Annotated in this window: 29 protein-coding genes; 18 read left to right on the forward strand and 11 right to left on the reverse strand. The window is 54.9% G+C overall.

Going from position 1 to position 26,622, the window contains the following annotated elements; genetic code table 11:
* Positions 1 to 231 precede the first annotated feature (231 nt).
* The 4 genes from hisJ (at position 232) to hisP (ending at position 3,261) form a co-directional block, all read left to right on the forward strand.
* Entirely contained in the window at positions 232 to 1,014 is a 783-nt protein-coding gene (gene hisJ, locus ABLU67_RS06445) for a histidine ABC transporter substrate-binding protein HisJ (protein WP_004123203.1), read from the forward strand.
* Positions 1,015 to 1,080: 66 nt separating this feature from the next.
* Positions 1,081 to 1,767, forward strand: a complete 687-nt coding sequence (locus ABLU67_RS06450) for a histidine ABC transporter permease HisQ (protein WP_265801359.1) — start codon at positions 1,081 to 1,083, stop codon at positions 1,765 to 1,767.
* The gene (hisM, locus tag ABLU67_RS06455; RefSeq protein WP_004852883.1) at positions 1,764 to 2,480 is read left to right on the forward strand and encodes a histidine ABC transporter permease HisM; all 717 of its coding nucleotides are present in this window, start codon (positions 1,764 to 1,766) and stop codon (positions 2,478 to 2,480) included. The genes ABLU67_RS06450 and hisM overlap by 4 nt, the downstream gene beginning before the upstream one ends.
* A gap of 7 nt (positions 2,481 to 2,487) precedes the next feature.
* A complete protein-coding gene (hisP, locus tag ABLU67_RS06460; RefSeq protein ID WP_004852881.1) occupies positions 2,488 to 3,261 on the forward strand; it encodes a histidine ABC transporter ATP-binding protein HisP in 774 nt (257 codons plus the stop codon).
* Between the two features lie 41 nt (positions 3,262 to 3,302).
* Here the strand turns inward: hisP and ABLU67_RS06465 are convergent, their stop codons facing one another.
* The 6 genes from ABLU67_RS06465 to yfcG all read right to left on the reverse strand — a co-directional run bounded on the left by ABLU67_RS06465 (position 3,303) and on the right by yfcG (position 6,875).
* The gene (locus tag ABLU67_RS06465; protein WP_348852215.1) at positions 3,303 to 3,800 is read right to left on the reverse strand and encodes a GNAT family N-acetyltransferase; all 498 of its coding nucleotides are present in this window, start codon (positions 3,798 to 3,800) and stop codon (positions 3,303 to 3,305) included.
* Between the two features lie 67 nt (positions 3,801 to 3,867).
* Positions 3,868 to 4,434 carry a DNA-binding protein gene (locus ABLU67_RS06470; protein WP_348852216.1) on the reverse strand — a complete coding sequence of 189 codons (567 nt, stop codon included), beginning with the start codon at positions 4,432 to 4,434 and terminating at the stop codon, positions 3,868 to 3,870.
* A gap of 3 nt (positions 4,435 to 4,437) precedes the next feature.
* On the reverse strand, positions 4,438 to 4,692 hold the full coding sequence (locus ABLU67_RS06475) for a hypothetical protein (RefSeq protein ID WP_032720494.1): 255 nt from the start codon (positions 4,690 to 4,692) through the stop codon (positions 4,438 to 4,440).
* 211 nt (positions 4,693 to 4,903) lie between these two features.
* The gene (locus ABLU67_RS06480; RefSeq protein ID WP_025106667.1) at positions 4,904 to 5,797 is read right to left on the reverse strand and encodes a TIGR01777 family oxidoreductase; all 894 of its coding nucleotides are present in this window, start codon (positions 5,795 to 5,797) and stop codon (positions 4,904 to 4,906) included.
* 20 nt (positions 5,798 to 5,817) lie between these two features.
* On the reverse strand, positions 5,818 to 6,180 hold the full coding sequence (gene folX, locus ABLU67_RS06485) for a dihydroneopterin triphosphate 2'-epimerase (protein ID WP_004104107.1): 363 nt from the start codon (positions 6,178 to 6,180) through the stop codon (positions 5,818 to 5,820).
* 65 nt (positions 6,181 to 6,245) lie between these two features.
* Entirely contained in the window at positions 6,246 to 6,875 is a 630-nt protein-coding gene (yfcG, locus tag ABLU67_RS06490) for a GSH-dependent disulfide bond oxidoreductase (RefSeq protein WP_014230264.1), read from the reverse strand.
* Between the two features lie 209 nt (positions 6,876 to 7,084).
* Between yfcG and yfcF the strand changes: the two genes are divergently transcribed.
* From yfcF to yfcD, 3 genes are read left to right on the forward strand one after another with little or no spacing between them, the layout of a single operon-like run.
* Positions 7,085 to 7,729, forward strand: a complete 645-nt coding sequence (gene yfcF, locus ABLU67_RS06495; RefSeq protein WP_201993008.1) for a glutathione transferase — start codon at positions 7,085 to 7,087, stop codon at positions 7,727 to 7,729.
* Between the two features lie 56 nt (positions 7,730 to 7,785).
* A complete protein-coding gene (yfcE, locus tag ABLU67_RS06500; RefSeq protein WP_014230262.1) occupies positions 7,786 to 8,337 on the forward strand; it encodes a phosphodiesterase in 552 nt (183 codons plus the stop codon).
* A 58-nt stretch (positions 8,338 to 8,395) separates the two neighbouring features.
* Complete coding sequence (gene yfcD / locus ABLU67_RS06505; protein WP_004852867.1) at positions 8,396 to 8,950, forward strand: NUDIX hydrolase YfcD; 555 nt, start codon at positions 8,396 to 8,398, stop codon at positions 8,948 to 8,950.
* Between the two features lie 4 nt (positions 8,951 to 8,954).
* On the opposite strand, the gene ABLU67_RS06510 is transcribed toward yfcD, so the two are convergent.
* Complete coding sequence (locus ABLU67_RS06510; RefSeq protein WP_004852866.1) at positions 8,955 to 9,974, reverse strand: LacI family DNA-binding transcriptional regulator; 1,020 nt, start codon at positions 9,972 to 9,974, stop codon at positions 8,955 to 8,957.
* Positions 9,975 to 10,209: 235 nt separating this feature from the next.
* On the opposite strand from ABLU67_RS06510, the gene ABLU67_RS06515 reads away from it, so the two are divergent.
* The 5 genes from ABLU67_RS06515 (at position 10,210) to ABLU67_RS06535 (ending at position 14,190) form a co-directional block, all read left to right on the forward strand.
* Positions 10,210 to 10,653 (forward strand): PTS sugar transporter subunit IIA, encoded by a 444-nt coding sequence (locus tag ABLU67_RS06515; protein ID WP_049079438.1) that lies wholly within the window; start codon positions 10,210 to 10,212, stop codon positions 10,651 to 10,653.
* Between the two features lie 79 nt (positions 10,654 to 10,732).
* On the forward strand, positions 10,733 to 11,005 hold the full coding sequence (locus ABLU67_RS06520) for a PTS sugar transporter subunit IIB (RefSeq protein ID WP_004870916.1): 273 nt from the start codon (positions 10,733 to 10,735) through the stop codon (positions 11,003 to 11,005).
* A gap of 20 nt (positions 11,006 to 11,025) precedes the next feature.
* Positions 11,026 to 12,417, forward strand: a complete 1,392-nt coding sequence (locus tag ABLU67_RS06525) for a PTS ascorbate transporter subunit IIC (RefSeq protein WP_004852862.1) — start codon at positions 11,026 to 11,028, stop codon at positions 12,415 to 12,417.
* On the forward strand, positions 12,414 to 13,244 hold the full coding sequence (locus ABLU67_RS06530) for a transketolase (protein WP_064357788.1): 831 nt from the start codon (positions 12,414 to 12,416) through the stop codon (positions 13,242 to 13,244). The genes ABLU67_RS06525 and ABLU67_RS06530 overlap by 4 nt, the downstream gene beginning before the upstream one ends.
* Positions 13,237 to 14,190, forward strand: coding sequence for a transketolase family protein (locus tag ABLU67_RS06535; RefSeq protein ID WP_224384623.1), 954 nt, complete (start codon positions 13,237 to 13,239; stop codon positions 14,188 to 14,190). Before ABLU67_RS06530 ends, ABLU67_RS06535 begins: the two co-directional genes overlap by 8 nt.
* 47 nt (positions 14,191 to 14,237) lie before the next feature.
* On the opposite strand, the gene pta is transcribed toward ABLU67_RS06535, so the two are convergent.
* Positions 14,238 to 16,382: a phosphate acetyltransferase gene (gene pta, locus ABLU67_RS06540; RefSeq protein ID WP_014230257.1), complete on the reverse strand. Its 2,145-nt coding sequence runs from the start codon at positions 16,380 to 16,382 to the stop codon at positions 14,238 to 14,240.
* 200 nt (positions 16,383 to 16,582) lie between these two features.
* Positions 16,583 to 17,785 (reverse strand): acetate kinase, encoded by a 1,203-nt coding sequence (gene ackA / locus ABLU67_RS06545; protein ID WP_004123156.1) that lies wholly within the window; start codon positions 17,783 to 17,785, stop codon positions 16,583 to 16,585.
* A gap of 336 nt (positions 17,786 to 18,121) precedes the next feature.
* Here ackA and yfbV point away from each other — a divergent pair, with 336 nt between their 5' ends.
* The 4 genes from yfbV to ABLU67_RS06565 all read left to right on the forward strand — a co-directional run bounded on the left by yfbV (position 18,122) and on the right by ABLU67_RS06565 (position 21,738).
* On the forward strand, positions 18,122 to 18,577 hold the full coding sequence (gene yfbV / locus ABLU67_RS06550) for a terminus macrodomain insulation protein YfbV (RefSeq protein ID WP_004104090.1): 456 nt from the start codon (positions 18,122 to 18,124) through the stop codon (positions 18,575 to 18,577).
* Positions 18,578 to 18,663: 86 nt separating this feature from the next.
* On the forward strand, positions 18,664 to 19,158 hold the full coding sequence (locus ABLU67_RS06555; RefSeq protein ID WP_004123152.1) for a YfbU family protein: 495 nt from the start codon (positions 18,664 to 18,666) through the stop codon (positions 19,156 to 19,158).
* Between the two features lie 11 nt (positions 19,159 to 19,169).
* On the forward strand, positions 19,170 to 19,829 hold the full coding sequence (locus ABLU67_RS06560; protein WP_009654668.1) for a sugar phosphatase: 660 nt from the start codon (positions 19,170 to 19,172) through the stop codon (positions 19,827 to 19,829).
* 76 nt (positions 19,830 to 19,905) lie between these two features.
* Positions 19,906 to 21,738 (forward strand): SLC13 family permease, encoded by a 1,833-nt coding sequence (locus tag ABLU67_RS06565; protein ID WP_014230256.1) that lies wholly within the window; start codon positions 19,906 to 19,908, stop codon positions 21,736 to 21,738.
* Positions 21,739 to 21,790: 52 nt separating this feature from the next.
* Here the strand turns inward: ABLU67_RS06565 and yfbR are convergent, their stop codons facing one another.
* The gene (gene yfbR / locus ABLU67_RS06570) at positions 21,791 to 22,390 is read right to left on the reverse strand and encodes a 5'-deoxynucleotidase (protein ID WP_004852850.1); all 600 of its coding nucleotides are present in this window, start codon (positions 22,388 to 22,390) and stop codon (positions 21,791 to 21,793) included.
* Between the two features lie 87 nt (positions 22,391 to 22,477).
* The gene (gene alaA, locus ABLU67_RS06575; RefSeq protein WP_004852849.1) at positions 22,478 to 23,695 is read right to left on the reverse strand and encodes an alanine transaminase AlaA; all 1,218 of its coding nucleotides are present in this window, start codon (positions 23,693 to 23,695) and stop codon (positions 22,478 to 22,480) included.
* Between the two features lie 887 nt (positions 23,696 to 24,582).
* Between alaA and ABLU67_RS06580 the strand changes: the two genes are divergently transcribed.
* Together ABLU67_RS06580 and nuoA are read left to right on the forward strand one after the other, a co-directional pair.
* A complete protein-coding gene (locus ABLU67_RS06580; protein ID WP_014839121.1) occupies positions 24,583 to 25,509 on the forward strand; it encodes a LysR family transcriptional regulator in 927 nt (308 codons plus the stop codon).
* A 651-nt stretch (positions 25,510 to 26,160) separates the two neighbouring features.
* Entirely contained in the window at positions 26,161 to 26,607 is a 447-nt protein-coding gene (nuoA, locus tag ABLU67_RS06585) for an NADH-quinone oxidoreductase subunit NuoA (protein WP_004123140.1), read from the forward strand.
* The last annotated feature ends 15 nt before the right edge of the window (positions 26,608 to 26,622 follow it).

Here is a 26,622-nt window from a genome sequence, read left to right on the forward strand (position 1 = left end):
CATGCGCATCCCTTTCTGTCTGATTTTGGTGCAGCTGCGCTTTTAGCGGATCAATTTGGTGCAGGAAATTGCGCACGCGATGTTAAAAAGTGCATAGTTAAGCGTTTCCGATGCGAAAAAATTTGCTTTCCGGCGCAGAATGCTTTGCCTTACCGGGGCGAATAATGGCACGATAACTGCCGTAAGTACTTCTAATAAATCCGTTAGAATGACAGTCTGTTGAGGATAGTTATGAAAAAACTGGCGTTGTCTCTCTCTTTAGCGCTGGCCCTTTCCAGCGTTTCCACTGTATTCGCAGCCATTCCGCAAAAAGTCCGTATCGGCACCGATCCTACTTATGCCCCGTTCGAATCGAAGAATGCGCAGGGTGAACTGGTGGGTTTTGACATCGATCTGGCAAAAGAGCTCTGTAAGCGTATCAATACGCAATGTACCTTCATTGAGAACCCGCTGGACGCGCTGATCCCTTCTTTAAAAGCGAAGAAAATCGACGCCATTATGTCTTCGCTTTCGATCACCGAAAAACGCCAGCAGGAAATTGCCTTCACCGACAAACTGTACGCGGCTGATTCACGCCTGGTCGTGAAAAAAGGCAGCGATATTACGCCAGACCTCGCGAAGCTGAAAGGCAAGCGCGTTGGTGTTCTCCAGGGTACCACCCAGGAAACCTACGGCAACGAGCACTGGGCGCCAAAAGGCATTGAAATCGTTTCCTATCAGGGACAGGACAATATTTATTCCGACCTGACTGCCGGACGCATTGACGCGGCGTTCCAGGATGAAGTCGCCGCCAGCGAAGGCTTCCTCAAACAGCCTATCGGCAAGGATTATCAGTTCGGCGGTCCGTCGATTAAAGACGAGAAGCTGTTCGGCGTCGGCACCGGTATGGGGCTGCGCAAAGAGGATAACGAACTACGTGAAGCACTGAATAAAGCCTTTGCCGAGATGCGCCAGGATGGCACCTACGACAAGCTGGCGAAGAAATATTTCGATTTTAACGTGTACGGCGACTAAGCATCCCGCGTACCCCGTCGCGCGTTATTTTGCGCGCGATGGTTGATGACAGACAGGGCAGACAGCATGCTGTACGGGTTTTCACAGGTTATTTTTCAGGGCGCGCTGGTCACCCTTGAGCTGGCGTTAAGCTCGGTCGTTCTGGCGGTGCTTATCGGTCTGGCGGGCGCCGGGGCGAAACTTTCCAACAATCGTCCGTTGGCGTTGATTTTTGAAGGCTATACCACCTTAATCCGCGGCGTGCCCGATCTGGTGCTGATGCTGCTGATTTTCTACGGGCTACAGATTGCGCTCAACGGCGTAACCGATGCGCTTGGCCTGGCGCAGTTTGATATCGACCCCATGGTGGCGGGGATCATCACGCTGGGCTTTATTTACGGGGCCTACTTCACCGAAACCTTTCGCGGCGCCTTCCTGGCGGTGCCAAAGGGACATATTGAAGCGGCGACGGCCTTCGGCTTTAGCGGTGGGCAAACCTTTCGTCGTATTCTGTTTCCGGCAATGATGCGCTACGCGCTGCCCGGAATCGGCAACAACTGGCAGGTTATCCTCAAAGCGACCGCGCTGGTCTCACTGCTGGGACTGGAAGATGTGGTCAAGGCAACCCAGCTGGCGGGTAAAAGCACCTGGGAGCCGTTCTACTTTGCCATCGTCTGTGGCCTGATTTATCTGTTATTTACAACGGTTTCCAATGGTGTGCTGCTGATGCTCGAACGCCGTTATTCTGTGGGCGTGAAGAGGGCCGACCTGTGATTGATATTATTCAGGAGTACTGGAAATCCCTGCTGTGGACCGACGGCTATCGCTTTACCGGCGTGGCGATTACGCTCTGGCTGCTGATCTCTTCCGTGGTGATGGGCGGCATCCTGGCGGTTTTCCTCGCCATTGGCCGAGTGTCGAGCAATAAATTTATCCAGTTCCCCATCTGGCTGTTCACCTATATCTTTCGCGGCACGCCGCTGTACGTCCAGCTGCTGGTGTTCTATTCCGGAATGTACACGCTTGAGGTCGTCAAAGGCACAGAACTGCTGAACGCCTTCTTTCGCAGCGGCCTGAACTGTACGGTGCTGGCGCTGACGCTGAACACCTGCGCCTACACCACGGAGATTTTCGCCGGGGCGATTCGTTCAGTGCCGGCAGGCGAGATAGAAGCCGCCCGGGCGTACGGTTTTTCTTCGGTCAAAATGTATCGCTGCATTATTTTGCCTTCCGCGCTGCGTATTGCGCTGCCTGCATACAGCAACGAAGTGATTCTGATGCTGCATTCCACCGCGCTGGCTTTTACCGCCACGGTGCCGGATCTGCTGAAAATTGCCCGCGATATTAACTCGGCAACCTACCAGCCGTTTACCGCCTTCGGTATTGCCGCAGTACTGTATTTAATTATCTCGTATGTGTTGATTAGCCTGTTCCGCAGGGCGGAAAAGCGCTGGCTCCAGCATATCAAACCTTCTTCGACGCACTGAGAACGCCATGTCCGACAATAAATTAAATGTAATCGATCTGCATAAACGTTACGGCGAGCATGAAGTACTGAAGGGCGTCTCACTGCGGGCGAAAGCCGGAGACGTGATCAGTATTATTGGCTCATCCGGTTCCGGGAAAAGTACCTTTTTGCGCTGTATTAACTTTCTTGAGAAGCCCAGCGAAGGGACGATCGTTGTTAACGGGCAAAACATTGGCCTGGTTCGCGATAAAGACGGCCAGTTAAAGGTTTCTGATAAAAATCAGCTACGTTTGCTACGTACTCGCCTGACGATGGTATTCCAGCATTTTAACCTGTGGAGCCATATGACGGTGCTGGAAAACGTGATGGAGGCGCCGATTCAGGTGCTGGGCCTGAGTAAACAGGAAGCGCGCGATCGGGCGGTAAAATACCTGGCGAAAGTCGGTATTGATGAACGCCAGCAGATTAAATATCCGGTTCATCTCTCCGGCGGCCAGCAGCAGCGAGTTTCCATTGCCCGCGCGCTGGCGATGGAGCCCGACGTACTGCTGTTTGATGAACCGACGTCGGCGCTTGACCCTGAACTGGTGGGCGAAGTGCTGCGGATCATGCAGCAGCTGGCGGAAGAGGGGAAAACCATGGTCGTGGTCACCCATGAAATGGGCTTTGCACGCCACGTCTCCTCGCACGTGATCTTCCTGCATCAGGGCAAAATTGAAGAAGAAGGGCATCCTGACGAGGTCTTCGGCAATCCGAAAAGCCAGCGTCTGCAGCAGTTCCTGAAGGGCTCTTTGAAGTAAACACTGTCCAGCCCCCGGCGGAACACTCTCCGTCGGGGCGGCTAACGCTCCAGCCGATACACCCAGTCGTCATAGTCAATGCCGTTCAGATGATACGCTTTTTCGAGCACCTGAATGCGGATAAAGCCGTGTTTTTCCAGCAGACGGGAAGAGCCCGCGTTACTGCCCAGCACCCAGGCATTTATTGCGTGAACGCCGAGCTGCTGAAATCCGTAGTCGCAAATCGCTTTTAGCGCTTCACTGGCGTAACCCTTCCCCTGAGCATCAGGCATGAGAGCGTATCCGACATCCGCTTCGTGCGGATTTTTACCGCTGATGCGCAGGCCAATATCGCCAACCGCCGCGCCGCTGGCGTCGCGCAGTACGAATACGCCCGGGTCAGCGCAGCGTGATGCAAACAGCGTCCGCAGCGCCGGCTCCTCAAGAATCTCGCCCATATAGCGCATCACTTCCGGGTCTCGTCGTAAGCGCAGGAAAAAAGGCCAGTCGGATGAGTGAAACGGAGAGAGGCGCAGGCGCGGAGTGGTGAGTATTCTCATAAAGCGGTCCATAGCGGTGGATTATTCCGCCACCTTAACATCATAAAGCGCCGGAAGGGCAATGCGTCTAAGCAACCGTCGGACAAGCCCGGGGCTGATTTCCGAAGCCGCGCAGATAGCGCAGCACGGTGGAGCTCTCCGGCGTCGCCCTCAGTTGTAGCGCCAGGTTGAGGTTATCCAGAACTGTCGCGTGGGCGACCAGCGGTGAATCTTCGGCAAGCCGTCCTTCCATCACCAGCCAGCTTACGACGGTTTTCCAGCGCCACAGCGGGGAATTGCCTTTAACCCGCTGTACCGGCCCGGGAAACTGACCTGAGCCTCTCGCGCCATCTTTCAGCAGGGCAATGGCCTGGCGCGTCAGGCCGGTGAGTTCGGCAATATCGCTTAAACCGACCAGCGCGGAATCGACGGATTCAACCCGCGCGTTCAGAGCCGATGCGGATTCGATATCGGCAATCGCTGACAGAATAGCCTGCTCAAGAGAGTCTCTTTCGCGATCGAACTCCAGATAGACCGCCGTTCCGTAAAAACAGACCAGGGCGTCAGCGCAGCCTGCGGCATGCAGCGCATCTTCCAGACCCACGGTACGAGCAGTTACGCCGGAGAGGGTGAGCGTAAAATTATACAGCGCCATGGTTTAATCCTTCTTGTGGTTAATCTGACCCGAGGCAGGCGGCTGGCAGCGGTCGACCATTCTGATAATTTGCCTGGCGTGGTTAATGGGTACCGCAGGCGTTGACCAGATGCTCATCATATGTTCCCGGTGCCGGGCTGTCCCACACATCAACCTGCCAAAACAGTGAGCGCTTTTGCCGCCAGTGATAAAAATCCAGTCTCGTGCCAGCGCGTAGTCAATAGCTGCTCTGATATGTTTATCCGGATGTTCCTTCATCAATTCGTCCTGGTAATGCTGAATAAGTTGTTGACGAATGTCAACGGTGTGATGGTGTTAAATTACACACAGGGGTTATGGCAGAGTGAAAGGCATATCACTGGAATGAGATTCACAGTTAAGGCGACACAGGACGGGTGATTTTTGCGCGCTGCGAGGCGGATTCCATAAATTAATCAGGGAGAGCGATACTCTCCCTGATGGAGCTGGACTACCGCAGCACGTTGGCCAGCGCTTCTTCCAGATCGTACCAACGAAAGCCAAATCCGGCGGCTTCCAGGCGTTTAGGCAGCGCGCGCTGGCCGCCGAGTACCAGAACGGAAGATTCACCCATCAGCAGGCGAATGGCCGCCGCCGGGACGCGGAAAATGGCAGGGCGATTTAGCGCATGCCCCAGCGCGTGGGCGAACTGCTCGTTGCGCACAGGGTAAGGGGAAACCATATTAAACGGCCCCCGCAGGTCGTTATCCAGCAGCCAGAGAATACCGTTGACCATGTCGTCGATGTGGATCCACGCCAGATATTGCCTTCCGCTACCGATAGGGCCGCCGAGGCCAAGCTTAAAGGCCGGCGTCATTTTGGCCAGAATGCCGCCTCGCGGCGCCAGCACCACGCCGGTACGCAGCAGGCAGACGCGGGTGCGATCGCTCTGCGCTTCGCAGGCGATTTGCTCCCAGCGGGCGCAAAGCTTGTGGGTAAACTCGTTGTGCGGCGGCTCCTCTTCGGTTACCACGACTTCACCGAGGTCGCCATAATAACCGGCGGCGGAGCCGCTAATCAGCACCGAGGGCGGCGTATCGCTGGCGTTGAATAGCGTGACCAGCTTTTGGGTGGTATCCCAGCGGCTGTGGCAGAGACGCTGTTTCTGCTCCGCCGTCCAGCGCTTATCGGCGATCGGCTCGCCGGCCAGATTAATGACGGCATCAATGCCGTTGAGGTTCGCCTGATGCTCGAAATCGCGCCACAGGGTGACGCGCGAATCGAGGCGGCTTTTGGCCTTTTCAGGGCTGCGCGTAGAAACCGTTACGTGATGTCCAAGCTCCAGTAGCCGGGGGATCAGATGGCGGCCAATCAGGCCGGTACCGCCAGTAAGCAGAACGTTCATAGCGCCTCCCTAAGATGCGTCTAGCGCCGCCAGCTCATCGTCATGGATACCGAATCGGCGTAGCGCAGCGCATGCAGTTTATCGATCTCTACTTCAGCATATGTGACCCAGTGATGTTCGCGTGCGATGTCGAGCACATCCTGAGTTAATTTTTCCAGCAGAGAGAAGCGGTTATTCTCAATATGGCTAATAATGCGCTTGGTGATGGTGCGGTAGTTCAGCGCATCGTTAATATCTTCGCTGTTGCGTGATTTTTCCGCCGGGTAGTGGATCGCGACGTTAACCACCACGTCCTGGCGGTTGGCGATCTCTTCCTCTTTAATTCCGATAAAAGTACGCAGGCGCAGGTTCTTAATTCGAATAATGGCGTCTGGTTGAGACATGGCAGGCTTCCTCCGTGTAGTAATTTCCGCAATCATACATCAAAGCTTCCCGGGCGAGCAGGGGGTTAATGGGCTTCTGTTTTCAGAAGCGCTTCAACGGTGGCCGGGCGCTGGCGAATGCGTTCAAACCAGTTATGCACCGCCGGGTAATTGGCAAGGTCGATACGCTGGCGCTGATGGGCATTCACCCACGGCCAGCAGGCGATATCGGCGATGCTGTAGTGATTGCCGCCAAGCCAGGGACTCTCGCCAAGGCGCCGATTGAGCACGCCATACAGGCGCTGCGTTTCCACCTGATAGCGCTCAATGGCGTAGGGCACCGCCTGCGGAGCAAAGTGGTTGAAGTGATGATTTTGTCCGAGCATCGGCCCCAACCCGCCGACCTGCCAGAATAACCACTGTAGGGTGACGTGGCGCTCGCGGAGCTCGCCGCTCAGTAATTTTCCAGTTTTTTCAGCCAGATAGAGCAGGATGGCGCCGGATTCAAACAGGCTTAATGGGCCACCACCGTCGGCGGGAGCGTGGTCAACGATCGCCGGGATCTTGTTGTTGGGTGAGATCGCGAGAAACTGCGGATGAAACTGTTCCCCCTTGCCGATATCCACCCGGATGAGGCGATACGCCAGCTGCGCTTCTTCGAGGAATAACGTGATTTTGTGGCCATTAGGAGTGGGTGCGTAGTAAAAATCGATCATGAAAATTCCTCGCCGTCACAGGTCGCAAACTTTTCGAGTATAGGTGAACTGGCATCATCCGACAGGTTTGCCTCATCCTGGATGACTTTCGCCGATCGCGTTCACCCCCTGAGAAGTATGTAAGATCCTCAGCGTGGCGGTCAGTGACATCCTCTGAAAGACAGGATATGTTGGCGTATTGCCCCATTACATTAGCCATTGAGGATGCTATGAGCCAGCCCGCGATTACCCTGTGGTCCGACGCCGATTTTTTCTCGCCATATGTGATGTCCGTATACGTTGCCCTGCAGGAAAAGAGCCTGCCTTTTACCCTGAAAACCATCAACCTCGACAGCGGCGAGCATTTGCAAAGCGGCTGGAAAGGCTACAGCGCGACGCGTCGCGTACCGCTGCTGGAGATCGGGGAGTTTTTCCTGAGCGAATCCTCCGCGATTACCGAATATCTGGATGAGCGCTTTGCGCCCCCGGAATGGGAGCGGCTTTACCCGCATGACCTGCAAAAGCGCGCGCGGGCGCGTCAGGTGCAGGCCTGGCTGCGTAGCGATTTAATGCCGATTCGCGAAGAGCGCTCCACGGACGTGGTCTTTGCCGCAGCAAAGAAACCTCCGCTCAGCGAAGCCGGGAAAAAAAGCGCCGACAAGCTGTTTGCAACGGCTGGCGTTCTGCTGTCCCATGGCGGGCAGAATCTATTTGGCGAATGGTCCATTGCCGATACCGACCTGGCGCTGATGCTCAATCGCCTGGTCCTGAACGGCGATGAGGTTCCCGCCGCGCTGGTGGATTACGCCACCTTCCAGTGGCAGCGGGCGTCGGTTCAGTGCTACGTCGCACTCTCAGCCAAACGCGCGGGCTGATAAGCGCCAGCGGTTCCGTTATCATAGCGGGATCGTAATGCGTGGAGATGAAATGTATGAAGCTGATGTTTGCCTCGGATATCCACGGCTCTCTGCCTGCCGCTGAACGCGTGCTTGCGCTGTTCGCGCGCAGTGGGGCGCAGTGGCTGGTTATCCTCGGCGATGTGCTCAATCACGGGCCGCGTAACGCCCTTCCCGAAGGCTATGCGCCGGCCCAGGTCGCGGAGGCGCTAAATAGCGTGGCGGAGCGGGTGATTGCCGTACGCGGCAACTGCGACAGCGAAGTCGATCAAATGCTGCTGCGGTTCCCCATTACCGCCCCCTGGCAGCAGGTTTTGAGCGCGCGAACCCGTCTGTTTCTGACCCACGGGCATCTGTATAGCCCCGAAAATTTGCCTCCTCTCGCCGCTGGCGATGTGCTGGCTTATGGCCATACTCATATTCCGGTTGCCGAGAAACGCGGCGAGATTTTTCTCTTCAATCCCGGCTCGGTCAGCATCCCTAAAGGGGGATTTACCGCCAGCTACGGTCTTCTGAACGAGGGGCAATTGCAGGTTTTAGCACTCGATGATAATCAGGTTATTGCAGAGGTCGCAATTTACCCGTAATTTACCCCTCAACCGTATAGACGCGCCGCAAGAGCGCTTTAAAAAGTAAGGTTTCCTGATGGCGGAACAGAATCATTTGGCAAGCACAGAATGGGTCGATATTGTTAATGAAAACAATGAGGTGATAGCACAGTCCAGCCGCGAACAAATGCGTGCGGAGTGCCTGCGTCATCGAGCGACCTACATTGTTGTTCATGATGGGATGGGCAAAATCCTGGTGCAGCGTCGTACCGAAACAAAAGATTTCCAGCCGGGCATGCTGGACGCCACCGCCGGCGGCGTGGTGCAGGCTGACGAGCAAATGCTGGAATCCGCGCGCCGTGAGGCGGAAGAAGAGCTCGGTATTGCCGGCGTGCCTTTTGCTGACCACGGGCAGTTCTACTACGAAGATAAACACTGCCGCGTCTGGGGCGGCCTGTTTAGCTGCGTATCGCACGGCCCGTTCGCGCTGCAGGAAGAAGAAGTGAGCGAAGTGTGCTGGCTGACGCCGGAAGAGATCACCGCCCGCTGCGATGAGTTCACTCCGGACTCATTAAAAGCGCTGGCGCTGTGGATGACCCGCAATGCGAATAATGAGTCAGCAAAAAGCGAAAAGCAGGAAGAGGCTGAGTAGTTTTCTAACAGCTGTCCCTCATGCATAAACTGGACGCGATGGGCTTTCTGTCGCTCCAGTTTCCCTCCGTAAGACGCTCCAGAAGGGCGCGCCCGGCTTCTATACCAATCTTATGGTGCGGTACCGCCATGGTCGTTAACGGCGGCTGGCAAACCCGGCTCACGTCGCTGTCGCCAAAACCGACGACGGCTAAATCATCCGGTACCTTTATGCGCCGACGCTGACATTCATACAGCGCTCCGCATGCCAGCTCATCGGAAACGCAAACCAGCGCATCCAGCTCAGGCCATGCCAGCAAAAACTCCGGCAGCTGTGAAGCGCCGGTGGAAAAGTTGGCGGGCAGCGCGGCGTTAATTACCCGGTTAGGCGACATATGATGGCGCAGCATGGCTTTATACCACCCCTGCAAATGCTGCTGAAAAATCCACTGTTCCTGATTGGCGCACAGCAGACCGATATTCTGATAGCCGCGGTGGATAAGCATCTCCGTCAGCTCGAACATCGCCGCTACGTTATCAATGCCGATATTCATGTCGATCGGATCGGCGCGCATTGCGCCCATCTCCACCACCGGAATCGAGGCGTTCTTCAGCCAGTGGCGTACGGTATCGCTGTGTTCAACGCTAAGCAGAATGGCGGCGGCGATGTTAGAGGCCAGCAGCGTTTCCAGCAGCTTTTCTTCCTGCTCCAGACGGTGCAGCGATTCTGCCAGCATGATTTGATACCCTGCCGGCTGTAATACCTGCTGAAGCCCGGCAAACATCGCCGAACAGCCCGCCTCTGCAAGATTTGGCACCACCATCGCGATGGTTCTTGAGGAGGCAGACGCCAGCGCGCTGGCGGCGAGATTAGGCATGTACCCTAGCTCTTGCACCGCCGCTTCGATTTTTTCACGTAGCTTATCGGAAACCTGTTCCGGCGTGCGAAGGGCGCGGGACACGGTCATGGTTCCCACACCAGCCAGCTGAGCAACATCGGCGATCGTGACTTTACCGGTACTACGCCGTTTTCGGGTTAGAGACATACATATTCCTGCTAAACAGACGTTTTTATTATCATCCATTACTTCATGTGTCAGGGAGTATACGCCTTAAACGGGCCTTTTTGCTGCGTTTTGATGGGATGATTACGAATTGATAGCGCTATCACAAATCTGAATGTTCAGCATTGGTAGCGCTATCTTTGTGATCGTTCTCGCAGATAACTATTGGCTGCTTGCATAAAGTTTGCCCATCTTTTGCTAAAAGAGGCGGGACAAAATGCTCAAGACTTGGCTCTCTGATGCCACCATCGCGCTGCGGCAAAGCGTAGAGACCTGGCCACAGGCGCTGGACATCTGCGCCCGGCCGCTGCTGAAGACCGACGTTATCGAACCTGCCTACGTGACGGCCATCGTGGAGCAGCATCAGCGGCTCGGGCCGTACTACGTGCTGGCCCCGGGACTGGCGATGCCGCATGCGCGGCCTGAGGAGGGCGCGAAGGGCCTGGGGCTGTCGCTGTTGAAACTGCAACAAGGGGTATCGTTTGGCTCTGAGGAGTTCGACCCGGTTGATATTATTATTATGCTTGCGGCGCCGGATAAACATAGCCATATCGAAATGATTTCTGCCCTGGCGGAATTATTTTCCAGCGATGAAGATATGAATAAATTACATCAGGCAACCAATATTGAGGAGATAAAAACGATCATCGCGCGCTACTGATTCAATTTTATTATCCGGCTTATAACCCATTACGCGCCTGCGTGATGTGGACGTACTCTACCCAAAAAAGGTGATAACAATGAAAATTATGGCAATTTGCGGCTCTGGCCTGGGCAGTAGTTTTATGGTTGAGATGAATATAAAAAAAGTGCTTAAAAAACTCGATATCGAGGCCGAGGTAGAGCACTCCGATCTGTCGTCGGCAACGCCGGGCGCGGCGGATTTATTCGTGATGGCAAAAGACATTGCCGCCAGCGCCAGCGTGCCGGAAAGCCAGCTGGTGGTGATTACCAACATCATCGATATTAACGAACTCGAAGCGCAGCTGCGCGCGTGGTTCGCCAGACAATAATTATTGATAGCGAGGTGGATATGTTTATCCTTGAAACGCTGAATTTTGTTGTTGATATTCTAAAAGTACCCTCGGTGCTGGTCGGTTTAATTGCGTTAATTGGTCTGGTAGCGCAAAAGAAATCTTTCTCCGATGTCGTCAAGGGAACCATTAAAACAATTCTGGGTTTTATTGTTCTTGGCGGCGGCGCGACGGTATTAGTCGGTTCGCTGAATCCGCTGGGGGGCATGTTTGAACATGCTTTTAATATTCAGGGCATTATTCCTAATAATGAGGCGATTGTTTCTATTGCCCTGGAAAAATACGGTGCTTCAACCGCGCTGATTATGGCGTTCGGGATGGTAGCGAATATTGTGGTCGCCCGGTTTACGCGTCTGAAGTATATCTTCCTGACAGGTCACCACACTTTCTATATGGCCTGTATGATCGGCGTGATTCTTACCGTGGCGGGTTTCGAAGGCGTCGGGCTGGTCTTTACCGGCTCCCTGATCCTCGGGCTGGTGATGGCGTTCTTCCCGGCGCTGGCCCAGCGCTATATGAAGCGTATTACCGGCACGGATGATATCGCTTTCGGCCATTTCGGCACCCTGGGCTATGTGCTGTCGGGTTGGATCGGTAGCGTCTGCGGTAAAGGATCGCGTTCAACTGAAGAGATGAACCTGCCGAAAAACCTGAGCTTCCTGCGCGACAGCTCCATCTCCATTTCGCTGACCATGATGATCATTTATCTGATTATGGCGGTGAGCGCGGGGCGCGAGTACGTGGAAAGCACCTTTAGCGGAGGCCAGAACTACCTGGTTTACGCCATCATTATGGCGATTACCTTCGCCGCCGGGGTGTTCATCATCCTGCAAGGGGTACGTCTGATCCTCGCGGAAATCGTGCCGGCCTTTACCGGATTTTCAGAAAAGCTGGTGCCCAACGCCCGTCCGGCGCTGGACTGCCCGGTCGTTTACCCCTACGCGCCCAACGCGGTGCTGATTGGCTTCCTGTTTAGTTTTCTCGGCGGTCTGGTCGGGCTGTTCCTCTGCGGGCAGTTTAAATGGGTGCTGATCCTGCCCGGCGTGGTGCCGCATTTCTTTACCGGCGCGACCGCAGGCGTCTTTGGCAACGCCACCGGCGGGCGGCGCGGGGCGATGATTGGCGCGTTTGCCAACGGCCTGCTGATCACCTTCCTGCCGGTGCTGCTGCTGCCGGTACTGGGGGCGATTGGCTTTGCCAACACCACTTTCTCGGATGCGGATTTCGGCGCCGTGGGTATCGTGCTGGGTAACCTGGCCCGCTACCTGTCGCCGTTTGCGATTACCGGCCTTGTTGTGGCGTTGTTTGTGCTGCTGGTGGCGTACAACGTTTTTGTGAAAAAGAAACCTGTGGGCGGCGGCGCGCAGGAGAACAGCGGAGCGAAATCATGAATGTGCAAGAAGTGACTAACCTGGCGCGGGACATTCGCGTCGCTACCCTGAAATCGCTGACGGACCTCGGTTTCGGCCACTACGGCGGCAGTATGTCGGTCGTGGAGACGCTGGCGGTACTGTACGGCGCGGTGATGAAAATTGATCCCGCGGACCCGGACTGGCCAGAGCGCGACTACTTTGTGTTATCAAAAGGTCATGCCGGCCCCGCGCTGTACAGTACGTTAGCGATTAAGGGGTATTTCCCGATGGAGGAGCTGAGCACGCTAAACCAGAACGGTACGCGGCTGCCAAGCCATCCGGACCGGCTGAAAACGCGTGGGGTGGACGCCACTACGGGCTCGCTGGGGCAGGGGATTTCCATCGCCGGCGGCATGGCGCTGTCGCATAAGCTGGCGGGGCGGGCGAATCGCGTGTTCTGTATCGTTGGCGACGGCGAGCTGAATGAAGGCCAGTGCTGGGAGGCCTTCCAGTTTATTGCCCATCACCGTCTGAATAATCTGACCGTGTTTGTTGACTGGAACAAGCTACAGCTTGACGGCAGGCTGGATGAAATCATTTGCGCTTTCAACCTGAAGGATAAATTCCGCGCCTTTGGTTTTGATGTTGTCACCGTCAAAGGCGATGACATCCCCGGGCTGCTGGCCGCGGTTCAACCCGTACCTCCCGTCGATGCGCGCCCGCGCGTGGTTATTCTCGATAGCGTGAAAGGCCAGGGCGTGCCGTATCTCGAGAATCTCAGTAATAACCACCATTTACGCCTGACGGCGGAGATGAAAGAGACGCTAAACGAGACGATTCGCCAACTGGAGGCTGAACATGATTAAGGTTGCACCCGCAGGGCAAAAAGATGCCATAGAGATGCGTAAAGTCTATGCCGGATTCGTCGCGCAGCAAATTGAAGCCAGGAGCCCGATTATTGCGCTGGAAGCGGATCTGATGAGCTCCATGGCGATGGATGGCGTCGCGCGGGAGCATCCGCAGCACGTCATCAACTGCGGCATTATGGAAGCCAACGTGATCGGCACCGCCGCCGGACTATCGTTGACCGGACGCAAGCCGTTTGTCCATACCTTTACCGCTTTCGCCAGCCGCCGCTGCTTCGACCAGCTGTTTATGTCGCTCGATTATCAGCGGAATAACGTCAAGGTGATCGCCTCTGACGCCGGGGTGACCGCCTGCCATAACGGTGGAACCCATATGTCGTTTGAAGATATGGGGATTGTGCGCGGTCTGGCCCATTCGGTGGTGCTGGAAGTGACCGATGCGGTGATGTTTGAGGATATTCTGCGGCAGCTTATCGATCTCGACGGTTTTTACTGGGTACGCACGATCCGCAAACAGGCGCCGAGCGTGTACGCGCCGGGCTCAACGTTTACCATTGGCAAAGGGAATGTGCTGCGCGAAGGCGACGACATCACCCTGATTGCCAACGGGATCATGGTGGCGGAAGCCCTTGAGGCGGCGCGTCAGCTTGAGCAGGAAGGGGTCAGCGCGGCGGTGATTGATATGTTTACCCTGAAGCCCATCGACCGCATGCTGGTGAAAAATTATGCCGAGAAAACCGGGCGTATCGTGACCTGTGAAAACCACAGTATTCATAACGGGCTGGGATCGGCGGTGGCGGAAGTGCTGGTGGAGACCTGCCCGGTTCCGATGCGTCGCGTGGGGGTGAAAGAGCGCTACGGCCAGGTGGGAACGCAGGATTTCTTGCAGAAGGAGTATGGCCTGACGGCGCATGATATTGTCTCGGCGGCGCGAGAGCTGCTGTAAATAAAAAAGGCGACCATCCGGTCGCCTTTTTGCATGCAGCGGGCAGATTATGCTTGCTGCTGGGAAGACTGAATCGCGGTCAGGGCGATGGTATAGACGATATCGTCAACCAGCGCGCCACGGGACAGGTCGTTCACCGGCTTACGCATCCCCTGCAGCATCGGCCCGATGGAGATCAGGTCGGCAGAACGCTGTACGGCTTTGTAAGTGGTGTTACCGGTGTTCAGATCCGGGAAGATAAACACGGTCGCGCGGCCGGCAACCGGGGAGTTCGGCGCTTTGGATTTCGCAACGTCAGCCATGACCGCAGCATCGTACTGCAGCGGGCCGTCGATCATCAGGTCAGGACGTTTTTCCTGCGCCAGACGCGTGGCTTCGCGTACTTTCTCTACATCGCTGCCGGCGCCAGAGGTGCCGGTGGAGTAGGAGAGCATGGCCACGCGCGGTTCGATGCCGAAGGCAATTGCGGAGTCTGCGGACTGGATGGCGATTTCAGCCAGCTGTTCAGCGGTCGGATCCGGGTTGATCGCGCAGTCGCCGTAAACGTAAACCTGTTCCGGCAGCAGCATGAAGAATACGGAGGAGACCAGGGAGCTGCCCGGAGCCGTTTTGATCAGCTGCAGCGGCGGACGGATGGTGTTGGCGGTGGTGTGAACCGCGCCGGATACCAGACCGTCAACTTCGTCCTGTTCCAGCATCAGCGTGCCGAGAACCACGTTGTCTTCCAGCTGCTCGCGGGCAACCGCTTCGGTCATACCCTTGCTCTTACGCAGTTCGACCAGGCGAGCAACGTAGCTTTCGCGAACCACTTCCGGGTCAACGATTTCAATACCGGCGCCCAGCTCTACGCCCTGAGAGGCGGCCACGCGGGTGATTTCATCCGGGTTACCCAGCAGTACGCAGGTGGCGATACCGCGCTCGGCGCAGATAGCCGCGGCTTTAACGGTACGCGGCTCGTTGCCTTCCGGCAGCACGACGCGCTTGCCTGCTTTACGCGCCAGCTCGGTAAGCTGATAGCGGAAGGCTGGCGGAGAGAGGCGACGGCTGCGCTCGGAAGTTGCGGTCAGCGATTCAATCCAGTCGGCGTTGATATAGTTAGCCACGTATTCCTGAACTTTCTCGATGCGCTCGTGATCGTCAACCGGAACTTCCAGGTTGAAGCTCTGCAGGCTCAGAGAGGTTTGCCAGGTGTTGGTGTTAACCATGAATACCGGCAGGCCGGTTGCAAACGCGCGTTCGCACAGTTTGCTGATGCGGGCGTCCATTTCGTAGCCGCCGGTCAGCAGGATAGCGCCGATTTCCACGCCGTTCATCGCGGCCAGGCAGGCGGCGACCAGAACGTCAGGACGGTCTGCGGAAGTGACCAGCAGGGAACCTGCGCGGAAGTGTTCCAGCATGTGCGGAATGCTACGCGCACAGAAGGTGACGGACTTCACGCGACGGGTATTGATGTCGCCTTCGTTGATGATGGTGGCGTTCAGGTGATGCGCCATATCAATCGCGCGGGTGGCGATCAGATCGAAGCTCCACGGCACCGCGCCCAGAACCGGTAATGGGCTACCGCTCTGCAGCTGAGCCGGATCGATCTTCACGACTTTTGCTTTGGAAGAGTCGTCGAAGATTTCCGACAGGTCAGGGCGAGTACGGCCCTGTTCGTCAACCGGCGCATTCAGCTTGTTGACGATCACGCCGGTGACGCTGGTGTTTTTCGCGCCGCCGAAGCTGCTGCGAGTCAGCTCAATGCGCTCTTTCAGCTGTTCAGGAGTATCGGTACCCTGGGACATCACAAAAACGATTTCAGCGTTCAGCGTTTTCGCGATTTCGTAGTTCAGAGACTGGGCAAACTGATGTTTGCGGGTCGGGACCAGACCTTCAACCAGCACCACTTCCGCATCCTGCGCGTTGGCGTGGTAGTTGGCGATGATCTCTTCCATCAGCACGTCTTTCTGGTTGCTGGAGAGCAGCGACTCAACGTGGCTCATCTTCAGCGGTTCTGCGGCCGGAAGGTCGGAGTTCGCGCGAATAATAGTGGTAGTCTGGTCTGGCGCATCGCCACCGGCACGCGGTTGAGCGATAGGTTTAAAGACGCTCAGACGAACGCCTTTACGTTCCATAGCACGGATAACACCGAGGCTGACGCTGGTCAGGCCTACGCTGGTTCCGGTAGGGATCAGCATGATTGTACGGGACACGATATATCCTCTTTCGTTACCGCCAGTATCAGGCGGGATACAAAACTGCACCACCAGCTTCCCGTCATACTTCAAGTTGCATGTGCGTTGGCTTTACTCGCTCACCCCAGTTACGTACTACTCGTACGCTCCTGGGGATTCTCTGCGTCGCCGCCTTCCTGCAACTCGAATTATTTAGGGTTATGGCTGGCGGTGTGGAATCAGGCGGTCAGACGGTTGGCGTCTTGCGCGATGACCAGCTCTTCGTTGGTCGGAATGACGATAGCCGGGCGAGTGCCTTCTTTGTTGATGAAGCCAGACTTGCCGAAACGGGCAGCCAGGTTGCGCTCGTGATCAACTTCAAAGCCCAGTACGCCCAGTTTGCCCAGAGACAGTTCGCGAACCATCGCGGCGTTCTCACCGATACCACCGGTGAATACGACGGCGTCCAGACGACCGTCCATCAGCGCGGTGTAGGAGCCGATATATTTCGCCAGGCGGTGGCAGTAAACGTCCATGGCACGTTTAGCGTCAGCTTTTTCCTGGTAGTTGTCTTCAACGTAGCGGCAGTCGCTGGTCACTTCGGTCAGACCGAGCAGACCGGACTCTTTGGTCAGCATTTTGTTGATGGCATCTACGCTCATGCCCAGGGCATCGTGCAGATGGAAAATGATTGCCGGGTCGATATCGCCAGAACGCGTACCCATAACCAGACCTTCCAGCGGAGTCAGCCCCATGGAAGTGTCAACGCATTTACCGTTGCGGATAGCGGAAACGGAACCACCGTTGCCCAGATGGCAGGTGATGATGTTCAGTTCTTCAACCGGTTTGTTCAGAACTTTCGCGGCTTCCTGAGTCACATAGAAGTGGCTGGTGCCGTGCGCGCCGTAGCGACGTACGCCGTGTTCTTTGTACAGGCTGTACGGCAGGGCATAGAGGTAAGATTCTTCCGGCATGGTCTGATGGAACGCGGTGTCGAACACGGCAACGTTCTTGTCTTTCAGATTAGGGAAAGATTTCAGCGCCTCAGCGATACCGATCAGGTGCGCCGGGTTGTGCAGCGGAGCGAAAGAGGCGGAGTCTTTGATTCCCTGAATCACGGAGTCATCGATAACGACGGAGCTGGTGTATTTTTCACCACCGTGAACGATGCGGTGGCCGATTGCGGTCAGCTGAGCAGACAGTTCTGGTTTTTGTGCCAGAATAGTGTTAACGATAAAGTTCAGCGCTTCACTGTGAGCAGCGCCAGCGCCTAATTCGGCTTCTTGCTTGCTGCCGTCCATTTTCCATTTGATACGGGCTTCAGGAAGATGGAAACATTCTGCTAAACCAGACAGGTATTCGTCGCCGTTGACGGCATCAAGGATAGCGAATTTCAGAGAGGAGCTACCGCAGTTCAGAACCAGTACTAACTTACTCGACATGGAAGTACCTTTTATGATACGTGGCTAAAAAAACGTCAGTGTGTCACAAAGCGTAGCGCAGGATGACATCGACATTTATGATTAACATCATGCCTTGTACTGTTTTCGGGCACGATGAGAGAAGTACATTTGATTTTATGTCATTTTGCATAATTTTCAGCCGGTGGCAGAATATGCGATAATTTGACTAACCTGGTAAAAGGGTCTAACCGCCCCTCAGGTGCGCACAGAATACCTGATTGAGGCCGCCATTGCCAAAATCTTTTGAACGTTGTCATGCACAGTTGGTGTTTTGCACAAATTTTTTAAGTTTTATATGTAAAGTTGAGGTAAGCCATGTCCGGTCCCGAGAATCGCCCTGTGAGTTTTTTTGGCTTGTTTCGCCACGGGCAGCACTATGCAAAGACCTGGCCCCTGGATAAGCGCCTTGCCCCGGTGTTTATTGAAAACCGTATTATTCGCGCCACGCGCTATGCGATTCGCATCATGCCGCCGGTGGCGATTTTCACGCTGTGCTGGCAAATCGCCCTCGGCGGCCAGCTGGGCCCTGCCGTGGCTACCGCGCTGTTCGCGCTGAGTCTGCCGATGCAAGGCTTATGGTGGCTGGGTAAGCGTTCGGTAACGCCGCTGCCGCCGTCGATACTGAACTGGTTTTATGAAGTACGGGGTAAACTGCAGGAGGCGGGACAAGCGCTGACGCCGGTTGACGGCAAGCCGGATTATCAGGCTTTAGCTGACACGCTTAAGCGCGCCTTCAAACAACTGGATAAAACTTTCCTTGATGATTTGTAATTGCATCGGGAAAACGCATATAAAAGAAGGCGCATGAATTATGCGCCTTCTTTTTTCACGTCGTAAAAGTGCCACAGGAGTCAAAAATGGAAATGACCAATGCGCAGCGTCTGATTCTGTCGAATCAATACAAAATGATGACGATGCTCGATCCGGACAACGCTGAACGTTACCGCCGCCTGCAGACCATCATTGAGCGTGGATACGGGCTGCAGATGCGCGAGCTGGACCGCGAGTTTGGCCAGCTTACCGAGGAAACGTGTCGTACCATCATTGATATCATGGAGATGTATCACGCGCTGCATGTCTCCTGGACGAACCTGAAGGATGCCAGCGGAATTGACGAGCGTCGGGTCACCTTCCTCGGCTTCGACGTGGCGACCGAAGCCCGCTATCTCGGCTATGTTCGCTTTATGGTTAACGTTGAAGGGCGCTACAGCCACTTTGACGCCGGCACTCACGGTTTTAACTCCCAGACCCCGATGTGGGAAAAATACCAGCGCATGCTGAGCACCTGGCACTCCTGCCCGCGTCAGTACCATTTAAGCAGTAACGAAATTAACCAAATTATCAACGCCTGATGGAGGTTCCCGTGCAGTGTAAAGGTTTCCTGTTTGATCTTGACGGGACATTGGTCGATTCGTTGCCGGTAGTGGAGCGTTCGTGGTGCAAATGGGCGGATCGGTTCAGTATCCCTCATGATGAAGTGCTGAACTTCATTCATGGCAAACAGGCGATAACCTCGTTGCGTCATTTTCTCCCCGGCCGCAGCGAAGAGGAGATTCAGGCAGAGTTCACCCTGCTGGAAACGGTAGAAGCAACGGATACGGATGGCGTAACGGCGCTGCCGGGCGCGGTGGCGTTGCTCAGGACGCTCGATCGCGCGGGGATTCCGTGGGCGATCGTGACGTCGGGTTCGATACCCGTCGCCCACGCTCGTCATCGTGCCGCGGGGCTGCCTGAGGCGAAGGTTTTTGTTACCGCCGAGCGCGTAAAGCACGGGAAACCCGCACCGGACGCCTACCTGCTGGGGGCTGAACTGTTGGGGCTGGCGCCGGGGGATTGCGCCGTCGTGGAGGATGCGCCTGCCGGTCTGCTCGCCGGGCTGAATGCCGGCTGTCGCACCATCGCGGTCAATGTGCCCGCCGATGCGCCGCGTCTTGATGAAGCGGATTTAGTATTAACGACGCTGGAGAGCCTGCAGGTTGAACGCCTGCCTGACGGCAACGTGAATATTATCCTTAAAGATTAATCTCATGATTTAGCCCCGCGCCGGCGGGGCTTTTTTATGCCAGACTTCCAACTCCATCTTCTGACAAGGATAAGTTGTGAACGGTGAATTGATTTGGGTGTTATCTCTTCTTGCCGTAGCCGTCGTGCTCTTTGCCACCGGAAAAGTGCGCATGGACGCTATCGCATTGCTGGTGATTGTCGCTTTCGTCCTCAGCGACACTTTAACGCTCAGCGAGGCCTTCTCCGGTTTTAGCGATCCTAACGTTATTCTTATTGCCGCGCTTTTTATTATTGGCGATGGGCTGGTGCGCACCGGGGTCGCCACCAAAATGGGCTCCTGGCTGGTGAAGGTTGCCGGGAACAGCGAAACCAAAATGCTGGTCTATTTGATGTTAACCGTTGCCGGATTAGGGGCGTTTATGAGCTCGACCGGCGTGGTGGCCATTTTTATCCCCGTGGTGCTCAGCGTGTCGATGCGCATGAACACCTCCCCTTCGCGGTTGATGATGCCGCTCAGTTTTGCCGGACTTATCAGCGGGATGATGACCCTGGTGGCCACACCGCCCAACCTGGTCGTTAACAGCGAACTTTTACGCGAAGGGCTGCAAGGATTCAGCTTTTTTAGCGTTACGCCGATAGGTCTGGTGGTGCTGGTTCTGGGCGTTTTCTATATGCTGGTGATGCGCTTTATGCTCAAAGGGGAAGAGGGCGAGCAAGCGCGAGATGGCCGAAAAAGAAGCACCTTCCGCGATCTCATTAAAGATTATCATCTCACGGGGCGCGCGCGCCGCCTGGCCATACGCCCCGGCTCGCCGATGATTGGCCAGCGCCTGGACGACCTGAAGCTACGCGAGCGCTACGGGGCGAACGTTATCGGCGTTGAGCGCTGGCGGCGCTTTCGACGGGTTATCGTTAACGTTAACGGCGTATCGGAATTCCGCGCCCGCGACGTCTTGCTGATCGATATGTCGGCCTCAGACGTGGATTTACGCCAGTTCTGCGGCGAGCAGATGCTCGAACCGATGGTGCTGCGCGGCGAATATTTTTCCGATCAGGCGCTGGACGTGGGGATGGCGGAAGTCTCTCTGATCCCGGATTCAGAACTGATTGGCAAGTCGGTGCGCGAAATCGCTTTTCGTACCCGTTTTGATTTGAACATCGTGGGGCTGAAACGCGATGGCAAAGCCCTTGACGGCGCGGTGACCGATGAAGCCTTGCAGCTTGGCGATATCATGCTGGTGGTGGGCAACTGGCGGCAGATAGCGCTGCTGGCTAAGCGGGGCCGTGACTTTGTGGTGCTGAATATGCCCATCGAGGTCAACGACGCCTCGCCGGCGCACAGCCAGGCGCCGCACGCGATTTTCTGTCTGGTGCTGATGGTCGCACTGATGCTGACTGACGAAATTCCTAACCCTATAGCGGCCATCATTGCCTGCCTGCTGATGGGGAAATTCCGCTGTATTAACGCCGAGAGCGCCTATAAAGCTATCCACTGGCCGAGCATTATCTTGATTGTCGGAATGATGCCTTTTGCTCTGGCGCTGCAGAAAACCGGCGGCGTGGATCTGGTGGTTCAGGGACTCATGGATGTGGCGGGGAGCAAAGGACCGTACCTGATGCTTGGCTGCCTGTTCGTAATGTGCGCGGCTATCGGCCTGTTTATTTCCAATACCGCCACCGCGGTGCTGATGGCGCCCATTGCGCTGGCCGCGGCAAAGTCGATGGGCGTTTCGCCTTATCCCTTTGCGATGGTGGTCGCCATGGCGGCCTCGGCGGCGTTTATGACCCCGGTATCGTCGCCGGTGAACACCCTGGTGCTGGGGCCGGGGAAATATTCATTCAGCGATTTTGTCAAAATCGGCGTGCCGTTCACCCTCCTGGTGATGGTGGTGTGCGTCCTGCTGATCCCGGTGCTGTTTCCGTTCTGATTCAGCGGCATCCTTCCCCGGTCAGGCTGACGCTGGCCGGGGAAGTGTGGGGTTATAAAGGCGAATCCTGGCTGATTTCATCGAGGGAAAGATGGAAGCTCGGGACGAACACCTGCATAAAGTAGTCCATCTCTGCGCTGCGGCGCGATTCCAGCGTTTTCTCAAGGCGGCCTTTGGCCAGCAGAAATTCATTGTTCCCCGCCGATAGCTCTTCCAGACACTTCAGGTAGGCGCAAAGCGCATCCGCCTGCTTGACAAGGGATTTTTCCTCTTCGCTGTAGTGATGTTCATCGATCAGCGGTTCAAAAATGTCGCGCAGTTCATCAGGAACCATATCGACCAGCTTCTGCTGGGCGATTTTTTCGATGGCTTTGTACTCTTGCGCGATCTGCGAATTGAAATATTTTACCGGCGTCGGCAGGTCGCCGGTCAGGACTTCCGAGGCATCGTGATACATCGCCAGCAGCGCGATGCGTTCGGCGTTAACCCGGCCGCCGAATTTACGATTTTTGATCGCCGCCAGCGCATGGGCCACCATCGCGACCTGTAAGCTGTGTTCGGAGACGTTTTCGGTGCGCACATTACGCATCAGCGGCCAGCGGTTGATCAGTTTCAGGCGGGAGAGGTGGGCAAAGAAATGACTCTGACTCATAGGAACCCTTAATCAGTTACGACGTCGGGTGCCATTGTGCGCAGGGATTGCCGCCGGATGCAAATCCCGGCGGCTGGACAGATAAAATCAGAGCTGGTGGTAGCCGGAAAGGAAACGCCCGAAACGGGTAATTGCCATTTCAAGATCGTCTTCGCGCGGAAGGGTCACAATACGCACGTGGTCCGGCCACGGCCAGTTAAAGGCGGTACCCTGAACCAGCAGGACTTTCTCCTGCAGCAGAAAATCGAGCACCATCTTCTGGTCATCGTGAATATTAAAGCGTTTAGCGTCGATTTTCGGGAACATATACAGCGCGCCTTTCGGCTTAGTGCACGAGACGCCCGGAATGTCGTTAATCAGCTCCCAGGCGCGATTACGCTGTTCATACAAGCGTCCGCCGGGAACAATAAATTCGCTGATGCTCTGATAGCCGCCGAGAGCGGTTTGGATCGCATGCTGGGCCGGGACGTTGGCGCACAGGCGCATAGAGGCCAGCATCTCCAGGCCTTCGATATAGCCTTTTGCGTGTTTCTTCGGCCCGTTCAGCACCATCCAGCCCTGGCGGAAGCCGGCAACGCGGTAGGTTTTTGACAGGCCGTTAAAGGTAACGGTGAGTAGATCCGGGGCCAGCGGCGCAATTGAGTGGTGCTGCGCTTCATCGTAGAGGATCTTATCGTAGATCTCATCGGCGAAAATAATCAGGTTATGCTGGCGGGCGATCTCGACGATCTCCATCAGCAGCTCTTTTGAGTACACCGCGCCGGTTGGGTTATTCGGGTTGATAATCACGATGCCGCGGGTACGCGGGGTGATTTTCGCGCGGATATCGTCGAGGTCCGGGAACCAGTCGGAAGACTCATCGCAAAGATAGTGCACCGCTTTACCGCTGGAAAGCGCGACCGCGGCGGTCCACAGCGGATAATCCGGCGCCGGGACCAGCATTTCATCGCCGCTGTTCAGCAGCGCCTGCATGGCCTGGACGATAAGCTCCGAAACGCCGTTACCGATATAGATATCTTCGACCGTCACATCACGCATACCGCGGGCCTGGTAATGCTGCATGATGGCCTTACGGGCGGAATAGAGGCCCTTTGAATCACTGTAGCCCTGCGAGGTAGGGAGGTTGCGGATAACGTCAACGAGGATCTCGTCAGGCGCGTCAAAGCCAAACGGCGCTGGGTTGCCGATGTTCAGCTTCAGGACTTTATTGCCTTCTTCTTCAAGGCGTTTCGCCTCTTTCAGAACCGGGCCGCGGATGTCGTAACAGACGTTATCTAACTTGCTGGATTTTTCGATGGGGGACATGAACCTTGACCTTTTAGCTGTTATCGCCACTCCCTGCCGTGGAAGTCAGCACGGAATAATGTACTCCGCCTCCCCGCTGTTTTGAAGGGTTAACAGGAGAAGATTTTGCTATTCATCGCTTTTTGGTTTAATCAATTTGTCTGGTGAGCTGCGCTTTTGTTTATACATTACACCTTTAATACTTTTATTGATGGTCTTATATTGTGCCTGGTGGTGTTTTGGCGAACGTTTATCTGGTTTGTTGATTTAAAGAGGACCGGCGCTTGTTTTTTGCGCGTAAAACGAATCATCGTCTGGTGAACGTTTAATTCACAATACGCTGAAGGTTGTAACAACTTTGCTAGATATTTTTAATGAAAGTATTTAATAGCTAAATGAGTTTTATTTTATGCAAGGAATATTCTTAGATCTGTTAATTTAATTAAAGTGCTGACCAGCATTTAAAGTGGCCTGAGATAATACTGATTAACGCTTATAAATATTGTGGTTTTCGGTTAGAATATCGCCGTTAATACCGACATATGGCTATGCCAGGTAGCTTATTTCTTTATTAATACATTGTTATTGCAGGTTTTTGTTCTGCCTGAGCCCGATGGCAAGGTTTGTCGCCGGTGAGGATGCAGACAATGGTCATTGACGACTATTTTTTGCGTTACATCACAAAAACAAATGCGTCGTAATTAAAAGCGCTTAGGCGTACGAGCAAAATATTACTCTGAAATTCCGCGCATTTGCTGCGGATGAGTGCTTTCTAATGCAATAACGTTCGTCCAGTTGTTCATCCGTCCGTCTCTGGCGGGTAACGCGAAGCTTAAGGATTAGCCGGAAGCCTGGAGCACAGCATCAACAAGGCAGGTAAGCATTAGCCGCCTGAATGTGAAGCAAATATGATAAATGAAAATCGTTCGATACTAAATTTAGACCTCGATCTCTTGAGAACCTTTGTTGCCGTCGCCGATCTCAGTACCTTTGCCGCTGCCGCCGTCGCGGTGCGCCGGACCCAGTCAGCGGTGAGCCAGCAGATGCAGCGGCTGGAGCAGCTGGTTGGCAAAGAGCTTTTTGCTCGCCACGGGCGCAATAAGCTTCTGACCGAGCAGGGCATTCAGCTGCTGGGCTATGCGCGGAAAATTCTGCGCTTTAATGATGAAGCCTGTATGTCGCTCATGTTTGGCAGCCTGCAGGGAACGCTGACTGTCGGAGCCTCTGATGAGACGGCGGATACCATTTTACCGTGCCTGTTAAACCGGATTGGTAGTTTTTATCCCAGGCTGACGCTGGAAATCAAAGTCCTCAAACACCTTGATATCGTCGATATGCTGAAGAGCGGGGCAATCGATCTTGCGCTGACGACCCGACAAACCAAGGGTTCTGACATGCTGACGCTGCGCACGTCGCCAACGCTGTGGTACTGCGCAGCGGATTATGTCCTCCCTCAGGGCGAGTCTGTCCCGCTTGTTTTGCTGGATGCCCCGGATCCGTTTCGGGAAGAGATCGTTGAGGTACTCAACGCCGCCGGCGTTGCGTGGCATCTTTCCCATGCGGCAAGCTCAATGGCGGGGGTGAAGGCGGCGGTGAAAGCCGGGCTTGGCGTGACCGCGCAGCCGGTAGAGATGATGAGCCCCGAATTTCGCGTACCGGGCCGGAGTGACGGTTTACCCGTACTGCCGGATACTCGCTACATGCTGAACTGCAATCCGCAGAAGGCAAGCGAGCTGACGCAGGCCATTTTTCAGTCGTTGAGCGCAGAGTACCAGCCGTGGTCAACGCAACGCGTTTATACTCCCGAAGGGGGAGATAATTCCCTTATTTCCTGAGCGGGAAAAGCTAACAAACATCACAAAAACTGGTAACAAAATGTAAGTGTAAAAACGAACCCCAGACGTGTGAAATTGCCGCTGCGGTTCGTTTTTTTCAAATTTTATTGATTAATAGAAACTTTTGTTGATTTCTTTTGAGCTAAATCAGTAGGTTAGATCCGCTCCTCCTCTCATTTCTCGACTTTTCTCTGCACTTTCAATACTTCCTGCTAATGTTAAAAAACCATCTGGTTTGTTGCTGTTTTCTTGGTTGAATTAACAAAAGCGTGTCGCAGATCAAGAAAATACCCCTCCTTAGGGGGAGGAATCGTGTCTGAATCCTGTCAAAATAGGCGGGCCATTTTGATTTACGGCGGAAACGGACACGATTCAACAACACTAAAGCCGAACAGTATGCAAGGTTATTCCGCATGAAAGGGCATTTAATGTTAATGAAAAAAATCCAATGTAAATTAATGTTGTGAAAACTTTTGTTAAAGTTGACAAAAGGTTAATGAAAGGAGTAAAAAGCCACCGCAACTGGCCTTCCACATCACCCAGGGACGCTTTTTTGCACGGCTATTTTTTTATTCCTCCCCGTGAAACGCTGTGGCGTTCATCTGCCAGTAAGAGCAGAGGGTTTTAGCGCTACACTTTTTTGGTTAAGCAATGCGTATGTCAACATCCACTGAAGTCATCGCTCATCATTGGGCATTCGCTATATTTCTCATCATCGCTATCGGCCTGTGCTGCCTGATGCTCGTCGGCGGCTGGTACCTTGGCGGACGCGCGCGCGCGCGAAGCAAGAACACGCCGTTTGAATCCGGGATCGACTCCGTCGGTTCGGCTCGCTTACGTCTTTCTGCGAAGTTTTATCTGGTTGCCATGTTCTTCGTTATCTTCGACGTGGAAGCCCTGTATCTCTACGCATGGTCGACTTCTATCCGTGAAAGCGGCTGGGTCGGCTTTGTGGAAGCCGCAATTTTCATTTTAGTGCTACTGGCTGGTCTGGTTTACCTCGTTCGTATCGGCGCACTGGACTGGACGCCTGCGCGCTCCCGTCGCACGCTGGTTAACCCGGAAACAGACAGTCCCACTAACCGTCATACGCAGTAAAAGCGAGGCAATAAG

Origin of the sequence: Klebsiella sp. GN_Kp190 (assembly GCF_040061795.1) — a bacterium.
Classification (GTDB): Bacteria; Pseudomonadota; Gammaproteobacteria; order Enterobacterales; family Enterobacteriaceae; genus Klebsiella; species Klebsiella michiganensis.

What these genes read in the sequence shown, in the direction of transcription:
- hisJ (WP_004123203.1), top strand. Translation starts at nt 232, where the DNA reads ATGAAAAAACTGGCGTTGTCTCTCTCTTTAGCGCTGGCCCTTTCCAGC.
- ABLU67_RS06450 (WP_265801359.1), top strand. Translation starts at nt 1,081, where the DNA reads ATGCTGTACGGGTTTTCACAGGTTATTTTTCAGGGCGCGCTGGTCACC.
- hisP (WP_004852881.1), top strand. Translation starts at nt 2,488, where the DNA reads ATGTCCGACAATAAATTAAATGTAATCGATCTGCATAAACGTTACGGC.
- ABLU67_RS06465 (WP_348852215.1), bottom strand. Translation starts at nt 3,800, where the DNA reads ATGAGAATACTCACCACTCCGCGCCTGCGCCTCTCTCCGTTTCACTCA.
- ABLU67_RS06470 (WP_348852216.1), bottom strand. Translation starts at nt 4,434, where the DNA reads ATGGCGCTGTATAATTTTACGCTCACCCTCTCCGGCGTAACTGCTCGT.
- ABLU67_RS06475 (WP_032720494.1), bottom strand. Translation starts at nt 4,692, where the DNA reads ATGAAGGAACATCCGGATAAACATATCAGAGCAGCTATTGACTACGCG.
- ABLU67_RS06480 (WP_025106667.1), bottom strand. Translation starts at nt 5,797, where the DNA reads ATGAACGTTCTGCTTACTGGCGGTACCGGCCTGATTGGCCGCCATCTG.
- folX (WP_004104107.1), bottom strand. Translation starts at nt 6,180, where the DNA reads ATGTCTCAACCAGACGCCATTATTCGAATTAAGAACCTGCGCCTGCGT.
- yfcG (WP_014230264.1), bottom strand. Translation starts at nt 6,875, where the DNA reads ATGATCGATTTTTACTACGCACCCACTCCTAATGGCCACAAAATCACG.
- yfcF (WP_201993008.1), top strand. Translation starts at nt 7,085, where the DNA reads ATGAGCCAGCCCGCGATTACCCTGTGGTCCGACGCCGATTTTTTCTCG.
- yfcE (WP_014230262.1), top strand. Translation starts at nt 7,786, where the DNA reads ATGAAGCTGATGTTTGCCTCGGATATCCACGGCTCTCTGCCTGCCGCT.
- yfcD (WP_004852867.1), top strand. Translation starts at nt 8,396, where the DNA reads ATGGCGGAACAGAATCATTTGGCAAGCACAGAATGGGTCGATATTGTT.
- ABLU67_RS06510 (WP_004852866.1), bottom strand. Translation starts at nt 9,974, where the DNA reads ATGTCTCTAACCCGAAAACGGCGTAGTACCGGTAAAGTCACGATCGCC.
- ABLU67_RS06515 (WP_049079438.1), top strand. Translation starts at nt 10,210, where the DNA reads ATGCTCAAGACTTGGCTCTCTGATGCCACCATCGCGCTGCGGCAAAGC.
- ABLU67_RS06520 (WP_004870916.1), top strand. Translation starts at nt 10,733, where the DNA reads ATGAAAATTATGGCAATTTGCGGCTCTGGCCTGGGCAGTAGTTTTATG.
- ABLU67_RS06525 (WP_004852862.1), top strand. Translation starts at nt 11,026, where the DNA reads ATGTTTATCCTTGAAACGCTGAATTTTGTTGTTGATATTCTAAAAGTA.
- ABLU67_RS06530 (WP_064357788.1), top strand. Translation starts at nt 12,414, where the DNA reads ATGAATGTGCAAGAAGTGACTAACCTGGCGCGGGACATTCGCGTCGCT.
- ABLU67_RS06535 (WP_224384623.1), top strand. Translation starts at nt 13,237, where the DNA reads ATGATTAAGGTTGCACCCGCAGGGCAAAAAGATGCCATAGAGATGCGT.
- ackA (WP_004123156.1), bottom strand. Translation starts at nt 17,785, where the DNA reads ATGTCGAGTAAGTTAGTACTGGTTCTGAACTGCGGTAGCTCCTCTCTG.
- yfbV (WP_004104090.1), top strand. Translation starts at nt 18,122, where the DNA reads ATGTCCGGTCCCGAGAATCGCCCTGTGAGTTTTTTTGGCTTGTTTCGC.
- ABLU67_RS06555 (WP_004123152.1), top strand. Translation starts at nt 18,664, where the DNA reads ATGGAAATGACCAATGCGCAGCGTCTGATTCTGTCGAATCAATACAAA.
- yfbR (WP_004852850.1), bottom strand. Translation starts at nt 22,390, where the DNA reads ATGAGTCAGAGTCATTTCTTTGCCCACCTCTCCCGCCTGAAACTGATC.
- alaA (WP_004852849.1), bottom strand. Translation starts at nt 23,695, where the DNA reads ATGTCCCCCATCGAAAAATCCAGCAAGTTAGATAACGTCTGTTACGAC.
- ABLU67_RS06580 (WP_014839121.1), top strand. Translation starts at nt 24,583, where the DNA reads ATGATAAATGAAAATCGTTCGATACTAAATTTAGACCTCGATCTCTTG.
- nuoA (WP_004123140.1), top strand. Translation starts at nt 26,161, where the DNA reads ATGCGTATGTCAACATCCACTGAAGTCATCGCTCATCATTGGGCATTC.